We start from the raw sequence: 13415 nt of genomic DNA on the forward strand, positions 1-13415 counted from the left end.
GTTTGCTCTGCGGCTGAAAGCCTTTGTTACTGGCCAGCCCTAAAGGGCATTGAATCGTTCGCCAACCGCACTACTTTTTCGGCTACCCCTTAAGGGGTCTTCTAGTTCTTCTTCTTTCGTTTGCTTCCTGTTTCTTCTCCTGTGAATGGATCTATATACTCTTCCAGCGTCATTTGCTCTGCAACCACGTCTTCTTGTAACTGATTTCGTATATACTCTTCAATCACTTTCTTGTTCCTTCCTACCGTGTCCACATAAAACCCTTTACACCAGAATTTTCGATTCCCATACTTATATTTTAAATTTGCATGGCGATCAAATATCATTAAGCTACTCTTCCCTTTTAGATACCCTATAAATGATGACACACTTATTTTCGGCGGTATACTTACCAGCATGTGTATATGATCTTTACATGCCTCTGCTTCTATAATTTCTACACCTTTTCTTTCACACAATTGTCTTAGTATTTTTCCTATATCTCTTTTCAATTTCCCATAGATCACTTGTCTTCTGTACTTTGGTGCAAACACTATGTGATACTTACAATTCCATTTTGTATGTGCTAAACTGTTCACATCAGATGCCATCTGATCTCCTCCTCGTGTTTTAAATTTGGTTGGCGAACCGAATTTATCTTAACACTTCGGAGGATTTTTTTTATACAACGCTTAAGCTATCCTGAACCATACGCATAGCGTATGGTTTTCTTTTTACAATAAAAAACGCGCCGGACCTCATGGTCCCGCGCGCTGAATATGCGGCAGGGAGGCCAACGCGAACAGCGTTAGCCCACCCTGTAGAATGACAGGCGTGCTAACGCTGCTTGTGATGATGAAGTTGATTGAATTTGATGTTGATCATGGTATAATCCCCTTCACTTTTTAGCCAAATGATTAAGGGGAATTATAGCGCAATCGTGTTATATATTCAAGGGCAATCCATTCTTAGATCGTACGCGACCAATGGCGATGTGCCGCGATGGCATGAATGAAGGCCTCGCCGAAAGGCTTCAAATCCTCATTCTCTTGCGCAACCACCACCCCTTCACCACTGGATGATGGAAGCAAATTTGCCCCTTCGGCTATGGCTGCGATCGGCTTGAAATGCTGATACGCTTCCTTGACAAAATCCAGCACCTTCGGCTCCACCAGGAGCTCCGATACGCTTAACGCGCCGCCTGCGACAAGCACCGCATCGAACAAGACGGAATCTGCCCCAAGCAGCGAATGGTTCACTTCCAGTTCCGCGCCGGCTTTGCCTCGAATGACGCCGAGCTTTGCGCTAACCACTTCGGTGATGACGCCCGCTTGCTGCAGCTGCGTAAGCACAAACGGGAGTTCATCCGTGAATCCGTTGCCTGCCAGCACCGCCACTTTACGGGTTAACGGGAGCTTCACGGTATTCATCATGCTCAGTGCCGGAGAAGACTCGCTGGAAGCGGAGAAGCTGGTTTGCGGTGGCATGGTTCCGATGCCCTCCGAAATCCGGGTGGCAAGTTCGCTATCAACGTTCGCGAACAGGTCAACGACTTGCTGGCGAATTTCCTTTCGCTGTACTTTACCCAGCTCGAACTGGAATGCGGATACGATATGCTGCTTCTCGACCTCGGACATGCTGTTCCAGAACAGGGCCGCTTGGCTGAAATGATCCTTAAAGCTGTCACTGCGTGCCTGCACCTTACGCCCTTCCACCTTCTCGGTGTAATGCTCATAACCCCCGCGCTCCGCTGGAACCGGCTTCGGCGTGTTACCGGCAATACCGTTCTTATGATAGCTGACAGGGCCCTTATTGATGGTCATACGATGCATCCCGTCACGCTGATTGTTATGAACCGGTGCGATTGGACGGTTGATCGGAATTTCGTGGAAATTGGGTCCGCCGAGCCGTGAAAGCTGGGTGTCTGTATAGGAGAATAAGCGGCCTTGCAGTAGCGGGTCATTAGTAAAATCGATTCCCGGTACGACATGTCCCGGATGGAAAGCAATCTGTTCCGTCTCCGCAAAGAAATTATCTGTATTGCGATTGAGTGTCATTTTGCCAATGATTCTGACGGGAATGAGCTCTTCGGGCCAAATCTTGGTCGGATCAAGGATATCAAAACCAAAATTGAATTCCTCATCCTCCCGAATCATTTGAACGCCAAACTCAAATTCCGGATAATTTCCTGATTCGATCGCATCCCACAGATCACGCCGGTTAAAGTCGGGATCCTTGCCTGCCAGCTTCTGCGTTTCATCCCATACGAGGGAATGCGTGCCGAGCACAGGCTTCCAGTGAAACTTCACAAAATGTGCATGTCCTTCTTCATTCACGAAACGGAAGGTATGGACGCCGAAGCCCTCCATCATTCGGAAGCTTCGCGGAAGCGAGCGGTCGGACATCGCCCACATGATCATGTGCGCGCTTTCCGAATTGTTCGCCACAAAATCCCAGAACGTATCATGGGCGGATTGGGCTTGCGGAATCTCGTTATGCGGCTCAGGCTTGACAGCATGAACGAAATCGGGAAACTTCATCGCATCCTGTATGAAAAAGACCGGCATATTGTTGCCCACAAGATCATAATTCCCTTCTTCCGTATAAAACTTGGTTGCGAAGCCGCGTACGTCCCTGACGGTGTCGGCTGATCCCCTGGAGCCAGCCACCGTGGAGAATCGGACAAACACCGGCGTGACGACGGAAGGGTCCTGCAGAAATTTGGCTTTTGTATAATCTTTCATGGATTCATATAGCTGAAAATAGCCGTGAGCCCCAAAACCGCGGGCATGCACGATCCGTTCCGGAATCCGCTCATGGTCGAAATGCGTCATCTTCTCTCTGAAATGGAAATCCTCCATCAAGGTTGGACCGCGCTCGCCCGCTTTAAGCGAATGTTCATCTTCAGCGACTTTAAGTCCATGATTGGTTGTCAAGTCTTTGCCGTCATTGTCTACCGTAAATTGTTCCAGCTGTTGGTTCTTGCTTGTCTTGCCCCGGCTGTTGTTAGCATTCGAATGGGTGTTGGATTTGTCCATTTGTCGGAACCTCCTGGTATGTAGGTAGTAGATGCGTGTCTGACGTAAATGCACTTGGTAACAGATCCGCTTGCGAACCCGAAATGTATTTACCCTGCATACTGGAATACGAATCCAGAATCAAACTTCCTTCATGAAAAGCTCATCTAACCGTCCGATTAGGTTTCGCGCCTGCACCTCCGGTTTCCAGCAAAAAAAGCAGCCCCCTCCCTAGAGGCGGACTGCTCTGAATGTACTTCGTCGATGTTCCTAGCCTAAACTTAAATCCCCTCAAGTTTATCCGGATTCCTCACAATATAAATATTTTGCAGCAATCCGTTCCGAATATTGACAAAGATAACGCCGGTAACACTTCCTCCCTGGCGGAATATAACAGCGGTTTGATGGTTCAGTTCCTTTACCTCGATCTCCGGCGCTACTCCATCCTCCAGCTGCGCTTGGTGAAGAATGCCGATGAGGAAACGGGCAACCCGCTCCTTTCTCTCGACCGGTCTCGCAGCTGCGATCACTTTACCGCCGCCATCGGACAACAATACAGCATCATCCGCTAGCAGGGATAGGACATGTTCGGCATCTCCTTCGGATAGGGCCGTGAAGAACCGGCTCACCCATTCCTCTGCCATGGACCCCACGCCAATCAGATCGTCCTCCGTGATCCCCATCTTTCCTCTCGCCCTGCTCATAAGCTTGCGGCAGTTCGCCTCGGTTTTATCGATCAGTCCGGCGATTTCCGGATAATCGAATCCAAGCGCTTCCCGCAGAACAAACACGGCCCGCTCCGAAGGAGACAGCCGCTCCAGCAGAACCAGCATGGCATAGGAAAGCAGTTCATGATTTTCGACGGCTTCATAGGACTCGCTATAGGCTTCCGGGATCGGTTCCGGAAGCCAGGGCCCGTAGTACTGCTCTCTTCGATTTCGAGCTGACTTGATTTCGTCGATGCAGCGATTCGTCACCATTTTGCACAGATAAGCTTTTGGCTCCTCCAGCTTCTCCAGGGGAAGACTGTGAACTTTCACGAACACATCCTGTACCGCGTCCTCTGCGTCCGACACCGTTCCGGTCATTTGATAAGCAAGATGAAACAGGAGCCCCTTATACTGCTCATACAGCTCTAACATGCCGTTTCTTCATTCCTTTCAAGCAGGATTGCTGCTAATTTATCGAACCATGCTGGAATAATTCCACATGAACGATTTGACCTTGTAAGCCAGCTTTCCTGTGATCATAATATCCATTCCCCAGGTACGCGACCAGACTAACCCATGTCCTGGCCCCAGACCGACCGTGTAACCCTCCGGTACACTCTTATGCTTGGCTGCAGGCGCATCGATCAAATCCGCATGCACAATGCCGCCAAGTCGCGTCGCTTGGGGGATCGCTTCCTTGCATGTCATCCGGTCGGCAGCACCGTTAGCGGGATCAACCACATGCGCGCAATCGCCGATGCCATATACTCCCGGGGCATCTTTGACACGATAGCTTTCATCTACAACGATTTGACCGTCCATCGTAACCGGCAGTCCGAGGCTGAGGAGCGCGGGGTTAGGAGTGAGGCCAAGCGTCCATACCGTTAGGCCCACAGGGATCGGAGATCCATCGTTGACATGAACCAGCCCCAGCTCCTCTTTGATCACTCTTCTTCCATGATGAAGGACTACGCCAAGATCGGTTAGATATCGTTCAAGCCGATGCGCCACCTTCGCAGGTCCTTCCAGGAACAACCGTTCCTGAGAATTGAATAGGTGCACACGGATTAACTTCGGATCTAAACCAAGCTTAACCGCCTCTGTCCGCATGGCGTGGACCATCTCGGCTGACGTTTCGATGCCCGTTATGCCGGCGCCAGCGACGGCTGCACTCATCAGCCGCTGCTTCTCCTGCGCATTCGTTTCCTTTACTGCCAACTTAAGGTTTGCGTGCCACCGTTCCCGGATCCGCTCCGCCGCTTCCAAGCCTGTCAGCGATATTCCGCCTTGTTCCGGTGCTGCCTGCCGCACGATGCTTCCTATGGCCACCACAAGGACATCATATTCCAGCTTATGTTCCAGACCTGTGCTGTCTTCCAAAGTCAGCTGCTTGCTCTCCTTATCCATGCCGATCACCCTGCCCTGTATGAAACGGGTACCTTCCGGCATGACCTGTTCCCAAGGAACGGTAATCCCCTCTTCACTCACTGCAGGACGGAACAGCAGCACTTTCCGCACATGGGCGGAACCCATATCGATCAGGATCAGGCGCAGCTTCCTTCCGCCTATTCCTTTATGACAAGCTTTATGAATCGCTTTTAGAGCATGTATACCTGCAAAGCCTCCACCAACGACAATACATGTTAGATCCTTCATGAGACAACCCATCTCCTTTTGTTTTATGCGATTTTGCACATAACACGAGAAAAGGGCAGTTTTTGTGACATTCAATCAGACCGTTTTTTTAAAATATTCCGTATTTATCGGCAGACATGATCTCTACATGACTTCGAGAAGAAATTCATTACTCACGTAATTGTTCATGCCAACGAGCCATGCTTCAACTGCTCCGAAATCTCGACGAGACGACGAATTCCCTCTTCCAGCTGAACTTCGCTGATATAGGAGTAGCTGAGTCTGATCCACGAATCCATCTGATCCAGCGGGTCGCATATACGCCCCGGCACAAAAGCTACGGATTCCGCCAGGCATTGCCGCAACAACGCATCCACGTTGATGTTTTCCGGCAGCTGTATCCATAGATTCAAGCCGCCGCCGGGGCTGTTCCATCGCCATTCTGTAGGCTCAAGCAGCTTCTCCATCTTATCCTTACGAAGCTCCAGGGCAATCCGCAGCTTGGCCACATGCTCCTGAAGTCTGCTCGAGAAGAAATAGTGCTGGAAAATCTTTTGCGTCAGCAGCGGCGTCCCGTTGTCCGACAGCGCCTTGGTCGGCAGGATGACATTCATCAGCTCCGGACGTGCCGCCAGCACCGATATCCGCAAGCCAGGGGCCACATATTTGCTGAAGCTTCGAATGTGAATGACATAGCCCTCGGTATCATAATAAAAAAAGGGCAGCGGCGGCGGATCTCCAAAATAAATGTCGTGATAGACCTCATCCTCCACCAGAATGCATTGATATCGTTCCGCCAGTTCAACCAGCGCCTTGCGCTGCGTAATCGGCACCGTGTAGCCTGTCGGATTCTGAAAGGTCGGGTTCATATAGAACAGCTTCGGCTTCTCCGTCCGCATAAGACATTCAATCTGCTCCAGGTCATATCCTTCCGGCATAATCTCAATGGGAAGCAGCTTGACATTTTGCTGCACAAAAACATCGATCGCCGGACTATACGTCGGCCGCTCAATCAACACCGAATCTCCGCTTTTGACAAGCGAACGCGAGATCAGGTCGATCGCTTGCTGGGATCCCGTCGTAATGAGCAGCTCATCCGGATGGACCGATATGCCTTGTTTGTCCATAAAGTACCGGGCCATCTCCTCGCGCAGCTCCAAATCTCCGGACACGGAAGAATACGTGCTTAATACCTTCGGATACATGTCAAACACTTGTTTCACGTGATTGGACAGGAACGCGTTCGGCAGCAGCGCAGGATCAATCAGCGCTTCCGACATCTGGTAATCGACCTGATGTCTGTGAATGTCGGACAAGCGGCTGCGATTGACATATATCGATTTCGCCTGATATTCCCAAGACCGGCTGGATGTATAGAGTTCCGGCAATGTCGCAGGCGCCTTAGCCGCTACGAAATATCCTGATTTATATTTCACTTCCACGATCCCGTCTTCAAGCAGCCGCTGATAAGCCTTGAGCACCGTTAACCGGTGAACGTTCAAACGCTCGGCCATCGCTCTCACGGACGGGATTCTTTCAGTCTCCTTCCACTCTCCCTGAGCAATTCCTTCTCGAATGGTGTCATAGACCGACTGCTGCAATGTCCGCTTACCTTGATGTTTGTCGTCCAGCGTTGATAGTTCCATCTGTTTTTCCCCCGATCCGATATAGAACATATCTGTTCTACCAACCACCAATCTGTTCTATTAACTACCTATTATAGTATAGAAAAAGGAGGATGCTACATGATTATTTTTAACTACTTGCTTATGTGCGCCATATTCAGCACGACCTTTCTCGCCATCAAGATTGGCGTTGAAGCAGGACTGCCGCCGTTTCTCTCGGCGGGACTCCGGTTTCTTCTCGCGGGCGCCATCATCTTCCTGTGGATGGTATTGCAGCGGAAGGCAAAACCAAGCCTTCTCCTGCGCAAGGAATTCCTTCTAATCGGGATGACCAGTACATTCTTGACGTTTGCAACGCTATATTGGGCCGAGCAGCACGTGTCCTCAGGGATCGCTGCCATCCTATCGGCAACAGGCCCCATGATGATTCTGATGATTCAATCGGTTGTAATGCGAAAGAATGCCCGGCGCAGTGATTATTGGGGGTGCGGGGTCGGTTTTGCGGGAGTATGTTTGCTTATCATGCCCGAGATAGCCATGGGGAGCGACCTCATCTGGATTCTGAGCTGCATCGCCATTCTTATAGGCGAAATCGGTTATAGCGTGGGCTCCCTCGCTACCCGAAAATTATCCTTTGACATGCCGGATATCTCGCCAATTATGATCAATGCGGTGCAGATGATGTATGGCGGCTCTGCCCTATTGCTGTTATCCCTTTTCAGTGAACAGGTACAATGGAATGGTATTCTAACGCTGCCAGCCCTCGGTTCTGTCTTGTATTTAACGATAGTCGGCTCGATGCTGGGGCATAGTCTGTATGCTTGGCTGCTAAAAGCAACAAATGCCTTTTTTCCGTCTACCTGGCTCTTTGTTTCTCCGATCATCGCGTTAGGATTAGGCGCATTTCTGTACGGCGAAGCGATTTCTCTTTATTCCATCGTTGGCAGCTTGCTCATCATCGGCGGAATACTGATCTTGAATCTGCCTGAGCTTCGAGCACGCCGGATCGCGCGCCGTGTGGCTTCAAGCACTTGATATCGAACCCTTCAAGGTTCCAAGGATTAGCACCATCATTTAAAACGGCTGCCACTCGTAAACCTCATTACGAGTAGCAGCCGTTATGTTTCATTATGCAATGTTATGATTCAATCCTTAATCCACTTTGGCACGATATGCCTCTGCAGTCAGCAGCTTTCCGAGTGCTTCCTCCAGGTCACCTTCCACCTCAACCTCAATGATCCAACCGCCTTCGTACGGCTCTTCGTTCACAAGCTCCGGCTGGTCTTCCAGAGAAGCATTCACTTTCGTGATGGTACCTGAAACAGGGGAATACAGTTCCGATACGGTTTTGACCGACTCAATGGTACCGATGCTGTCACCTGCGGCAACGACAGCGCCGGTCTCGGGGAGTTCAACGAATACGATATCGCCCAGCTGACATTGCGCATGATCGGAAATACCGACGCGCACCACATTACCATCTACCTTCAATGCCCATTCATGATCGTCGCTGTAGACCAAATTCTCTCTGATTTCGCTCATTTACGGATACTCCTCTTTTCTTAAAGAAATGAAATTAAGGTAAATAAATGAAAAAAAAGGACGCGAAAAAAGGCATTTGCCTTCTCTCTGTCCTCGGTACCTGAGAGTTTATGATCGACCGCTTCTTATGGTCCGATCTTTCCCCTTGGGTGGCTTGCGCACTCTCCAGAGCTGCGTCAGATGGCGGTTCGTTTACCTGAGAGATTACTCGTCAGCCTGGCGGGCGTAACGGTTTGCTCCTTCGGTGCCGCCAAGGTTTCACCCTTCGCGAGGCGGTCTCTCCCATCCATCGTCATCCGCATATTCGGTTGGCTTATTCTCCCACAGAATAAAACAGGGACGAAGTGATGTCAAGATATCTGACAAAAATTTTAAGATTGAAAATATTTTAGTGAAATAAAGGTTGACACTTTATGGCGAGACACGTTTATAATAATCACAAGAACGCAAGGAAGATGATGACAACTCAATAATTTTCACGCGGATGATGGTAGCGGGAGAGATTACCGACAGGATTGACAGGTAGCGCCGAAGGAGTAAGCCGTAACACGGTGAATCTCTCAGGCAAAAGGACCTTTACCGGACGCACCTCTGGAGAGAATTCTGAATGTAGAATCACCCACGGGGAAACTCACACACGCTTGACATTATACTTACATGACATGTGGGGTAACTCTCAGGTACAAAGGACAGAGCAGAAGGATTACGCAACGAGCGGGCTTTTTTCAGCACGACTTGTTATCCTTCTGTCTGTCCTTTTTTGGTGTTTCCCCGATTGATCATGCCAATTCGAAGAGGTGAAGAGATGAGTTCATTACAACGTACACCGCTTTACCCGCTTTATGCCGATTTTCCTTCTGCCCGCTGCATCGACTTTGGCGGCTGGGAACTGCCCGTGCAATTTTCAGGCATTGTGCAAGAGCATGAAGCCGTACGCAAGCACGCCGGCCTGTTCGACGTCTCCCACATGGGTGAATTTATCGTCACCGGACAAGACGCTGAAGCATTTATCCAGAAGATGACCACGAATGACGTAACCCGCATATCGATGGGTCAGGCCCAATACACGTTGATGTGTTACGACAACGGCGGTACGGTAGATGACCTGCTTGTGTATAAACTGTCGGCTGACCGATTTATGCTGGTTGTTAACGCATCCAACATCGACAAAGACCTCCAGTGGCTTCAAGACCATCTTGCAGGTGATGTCACCATCCGTAATGTGTCCGCTGAGACGGCTCTGATTGCACTTCAGGGACCTGCGGCCGTGAACATCATGTCACAGGCCACGACTGAGGTCTTAGACGAACTCCCCTCCTTCCATTTTATCCAGAACGCACAGGTTTGCGGCTGCTCCGCCCTACTGTCCCGTACCGGTTATACCGGAGAAGACGGCTTTGAAATTTATTGCTCCGCTGAGGATGCTCCCGCAATTTGGAGAGAGCTCTTAACCGCCGGAGAACCACATGGCCTTGTTCCAACCGGACTGGGCGCACGTGATACACTCCGTTTCGAAGCGAAACTGCCATTGTACGGCCAAGAGCTTTCGAGCACGATCTCTCCGCTTGAAGCCAGTCTCGGGTTCTTTGTGAAGCTGGACAGCGGCGATTTCATCGGTCGGGAAGCGCTTCAACAGCAAAAACAAGACGGTGTGCCGCGTAAGCTGGTCGGCATTGAACTCATCGATCGCGGTATCCCGCGCTCCCACTATCCCGTATACAACCATGAAGGAGAACCCATCGGTGAAGTGACCAGCGGTACCCAATCCCCTTCACTCAAGCGAAATCTCGGATTGGCCTTGATCGAAACGCCATATACGAGCCTCGATACCGAGGTATGGGTTGAGATCCGCGGTAAGAAGTTAAAAGCCAAAGTAGTAAAGACACCATTCTACAAAAGAGGAGCTGCCTTAACATGAAGCATCGTTACTTGCCTATGACGGATCAGGATCAAGCCGATATGCTTGCTGCGGTCGGCGCGGAAACGATCGAAGATCTGTTTGCCGATATCCCCCAAGCGGTCCGTTACAACGGCGTCCTCCCCATGTCAAACCGGCTGGGTGAGCCTGAACTTCTGAAGCATATGCGTGACCTATCGGACCGAAATGCCGATTTTGACCGTTATACAAGCTTTCTCGGGGCCGGTTTGTACGACCACCATATTCCGGTTGTGCTCAATCATGTGATTTCCCGCTCTGAATTCTACACGGCGTATACGCCATACCAACCGGAGATCAGCCAAGGCGAGCTGCAAGCGATTTTTGAATTTCAATCCTATATCTGTGAATTGACCGGCATGAAAGTGGCCAATGCCAGCATGTATGACGGTTCCACGGCGCTTGCTGAGGCTGCGGCTCTCGCCAGCGGTGCAACCAAACGGAAGAAAATCGTCATATCGCGTGCCGTCCATCCCGAAGCCCGGGAAATCGTTTTGACTTCGGCTCGCGGCCTCGATCTGGAAGTCGTGGAAGTCGGCATCGTCAATGGTGCTACCGACCAGGATGCGCTCGCCGCTGCCATAACGGAAGATACCGCCGCCGTCCTTCTGCAATCACCGAACTTCTTCGGCTGCATTGAAGACGTGAAATCGATCGAACCGCTGGTTCATGAGAAAAAAGCATTGCTTGTCCTGAGCGTAAACCCGCTGTCCCTCGGTTTACTGGAATCCCCTGGCGTGCTTGGAGCCGACATCGTTGTCGGCGATGCCCAGCCGCTCGGCATTCCAGCTTCTCTTGGCGGACCGACGTGCGGATTCTTCGCGGTATCCGAGCCGCTGATGCGCCGTATTCCCGGACGTATTGTGGGTCAAACCGTCGATCAGGACGGCAAACGCGGTTTTGTACTGACGCTGCAGGCACGTGAACAACATATTCGCCGCGAAAAAGCAACGTCGAACATCTGCTCGAACCAGGCGCTGCTCGCGCTGTGTGCATCCGTTTATATGTCCACCCTGGGTAAAGCAGGCATGCAAGAGGCAGCGCTTCTGAATGTGCGCAAATCCCATTATGCTGCCGACCGTGTCGCCAAAGGCTCCCTCTCCCTTCCATTCAGCTCGCCGTTCTTCAATGAGTTTGTGGTAAAGCTGCCTGAAGGAACGAACGTGAAGGAGATCAACTCGAAGCTTCTGCGTGCAGGTTACATCGGAGGTTATGATCTTGGCGCTGCGTACCCTGAGCTTCGAGGATGTATGCTAATCGCTGTGACCGAACGGCGGACGAAGGAAGAAATCGACCAATTTATTGGTGAATTGGAGGCGATCGTATGAAACCGGAAAAAGCATTGATATTCGAACTCAGCAAGCCCGGCCGTGTCGCCTATTCCCTTCCCGAATGCGACGTACCGGAGATCGACGCCGCATCATTAATACCAGAGGGCTTGCTGCGCAGCAAACCGGCCGAACTGCCGGAAGTTTATGAAGTGGATGTCATTCGTCACTATACGGAGCTGTCGCGGCGTAATTTCGGCATCGATAACGGCTTCTACCCGCTCGGCTCATGCACGATGAAATACAACCCGAAGATCAATGAGGACGTTGCCCGTTTTGCCGGCTTTGCCAAGATTCATCCGTACCAGCCAGAAGAAAGCATTCAAGGCGCTCTGGAGCTGCTTTACACCCTGCAGAATGATCTGGCGGCACTTACCGGGATGGATCAAGTAACGCTGCAGCCCGCTGCGGGTGCGCATGGGGAGTGGACGGGACTCATGCTGATCCGTGCTTACCATGAAAGCCGCGGCGAGAAACGAACCAAGGTCATTGTTCCTGACTCCTCGCACGGCACCAACCCAGCCAGCGCAACGGTTGCCGGTTATGACACGATCACGATTAAATCCAATGAGCGCGGCATGGTTGATCTGGAGGCTCTGCGCGCCGTCGTTGGTGATGATACGGCCGCACTGATGCTGACGAACCCGAGCACGCTCGGACTATTTGAAGAGCAAATCGTGGAAATCGCCGAAATCGTACACGAGGCAGGCGGTCTTCTCTACTATGATGGAGCCAATTCCAACGCCATCATGGGCATTACCCGCCCAGGCGACATGGGCTTCGACGTGGTCCATCTCAACCTGCACAAAACGATGAGCACGCCGCATGGCGGCGGTGGCCCCGGTGCAGGCCCTGTCGGCGTAAAGAGTTTGTTGATCCCGTTCCTGCCAAAACCGATCGTGTCCAAACGCGTGGATGGCACCTATTATTGGGATTACGATCGTCCGCAATCCATCGGCCGCGTGAAGGCATTCTATGGCAACTTTGGCATCCTGGTCCGGGCCTACACGTATATTCGCACCTATGGACCGGAAGGACTTCGCCGTGTCTCGGAGCTTGCAGTGCTGAATGCCAACTATATGATGCACCGTCTGTCTCCATATTACGAAGTTGCCTACCCGGGCCTGTGCAAGCACGAATTCGTGCTATCCGGCAAAAAACTAAAAGAGTTTGGCGTGCGGACCCTGGATGTTGCCAAGCGGCTGCTTGATTTTGGCTATCATCCGCCAACCATCTACTTCCCGCTCAACGTAGAGGAATGCATTATGATTGAGCCGACCGAGACGGAGAGTAAAGAAACACTGGACGGTTTCATTGACACGATGATCCAGATTGCCAAAGAAGCCGAAACCACGCCGGAGGTTGTCGTAGGCGCCCCTTATACCACGGTCGTGAAACGACTTGACGAAACGACGGCGGCACGTAAACCGGTTCTGAACTGCACGTGTGGTTAATATTGAATTGATCTATATTCCGTAAGAAAGGGTGTCCCTCGCCGCCGACGGCGAGGGACACCCTTTTATGTGCTGTACAACATAGGGATTAATACACCTGTTAAATGATGCCTATACAGCTGCAGCCAACTTGCCACTCTAACTCCTTGGTAAGAAATTGGTGGGCATTTCTTCGGAGACCAATAAACC

General features: G+C 51.1%; 10 protein-coding genes and 2 riboswitches. Of the genes, 4 read left to right on the top strand and 6 right to left on the bottom strand.

Annotated features, from left to right (window positions below):
- Nucleotides 1–101: 101 nt before the first annotated feature.
- The 5 genes from tnpA to MKY82_RS19115 form a co-directional block, all read right to left on the bottom strand.
- Entirely contained in the window at nucleotides 102–590 is a 489-nt protein-coding gene (gene tnpA, locus MKY82_RS19095; protein WP_071223663.1) for an IS200/IS605 family transposase, read from the bottom strand.
- A 357-nt stretch (nucleotides 591–947) separates the two neighbouring features.
- Nucleotides 948–3017, bottom strand: coding sequence for a catalase (locus MKY82_RS19100; protein ID WP_339294118.1), 2070 nt, complete (start codon nucleotides 3015–3017; stop codon nucleotides 948–950).
- Between the two features lie 260 nt (nucleotides 3018–3277).
- Nucleotides 3278–4138, bottom strand: coding sequence for an RNA polymerase sigma factor SigJ (gene sigJ / locus MKY82_RS19105; protein WP_339294119.1), 861 nt, complete (start codon nucleotides 4136–4138; stop codon nucleotides 3278–3280).
- A gap of 39 nt (nucleotides 4139–4177) precedes the next feature.
- Nucleotides 4178–5362 (bottom strand): FAD-dependent oxidoreductase, encoded by a 1185-nt coding sequence (locus tag MKY82_RS19110; RefSeq protein WP_220684889.1) that lies wholly within the window; start codon nucleotides 5360–5362, stop codon nucleotides 4178–4180.
- Nucleotides 5363–5526: 164 nt separating this feature from the next.
- A complete protein-coding gene (locus MKY82_RS19115) occupies nucleotides 5527–6987 on the bottom strand; it encodes a PLP-dependent aminotransferase family protein (RefSeq protein ID WP_339294120.1) in 1461 nt (486 codons plus the stop codon).
- A 99-nt stretch (nucleotides 6988–7086) separates the two neighbouring features.
- On the opposite strand from MKY82_RS19115, the gene MKY82_RS19120 reads away from it, so the two are divergent.
- Nucleotides 7087–8001 carry an EamA family transporter gene (locus MKY82_RS19120; protein ID WP_339294121.1) on the top strand — a complete coding sequence of 305 codons (915 nt, stop codon included), beginning with the start codon at nucleotides 7087–7089 and terminating at the stop codon, nucleotides 7999–8001.
- Nucleotides 8002–8118: 117 nt separating this feature from the next.
- On the opposite strand, the gene gcvH is transcribed toward MKY82_RS19120, so the two are convergent.
- Entirely contained in the window at nucleotides 8119–8508 is a 390-nt protein-coding gene (gcvH, locus tag MKY82_RS19125) for a glycine cleavage system protein GcvH (protein WP_071218519.1), read from the bottom strand.
- A 175-nt stretch (nucleotides 8509–8683) separates the two neighbouring features.
- Nucleotides 8684–8803: riboswitch (glycine riboswitch) on the bottom strand.
- A gap of 189 nt (nucleotides 8804–8992) precedes the next feature.
- Nucleotides 8993–9094: riboswitch (glycine riboswitch) on the top strand.
- Nucleotides 9095–9313: 219 nt separating this feature from the next.
- Here gcvH and gcvT point away from each other — a divergent pair.
- From gcvT to gcvPB, 3 genes are read left to right on the top strand one after another with little or no spacing between them, the layout of a single operon-like run.
- The gene (gene gcvT / locus MKY82_RS19130; protein ID WP_339294122.1) at nucleotides 9314–10426 is read left to right on the top strand and encodes a glycine cleavage system aminomethyltransferase GcvT; all 1113 of its coding nucleotides are present in this window, start codon (nucleotides 9314–9316) and stop codon (nucleotides 10424–10426) included.
- The gene (gene gcvPA / locus MKY82_RS19135; protein ID WP_339294123.1) at nucleotides 10423–11772 is read left to right on the top strand and encodes an aminomethyl-transferring glycine dehydrogenase subunit GcvPA; all 1350 of its coding nucleotides are present in this window, start codon (nucleotides 10423–10425) and stop codon (nucleotides 11770–11772) included. The genes gcvT and gcvPA overlap by 4 nt, the downstream gene beginning before the upstream one ends.
- A complete protein-coding gene (gene gcvPB / locus MKY82_RS19140) occupies nucleotides 11769–13226 on the top strand; it encodes an aminomethyl-transferring glycine dehydrogenase subunit GcvPB (protein WP_220684885.1) in 1458 nt (485 codons plus the stop codon). Before gcvPA ends, gcvPB begins: the two co-directional genes overlap by 4 nt.
- The last annotated feature ends 189 nt before the right edge of the window (nucleotides 13227–13415 follow it).

The organism is Paenibacillus sp. FSL W7-1279 (assembly GCF_037969845.1).
In the GTDB taxonomy this organism is placed as follows: domain Bacteria; phylum Bacillota; class Bacilli; order Paenibacillales; family Paenibacillaceae; genus Paenibacillus_AQ.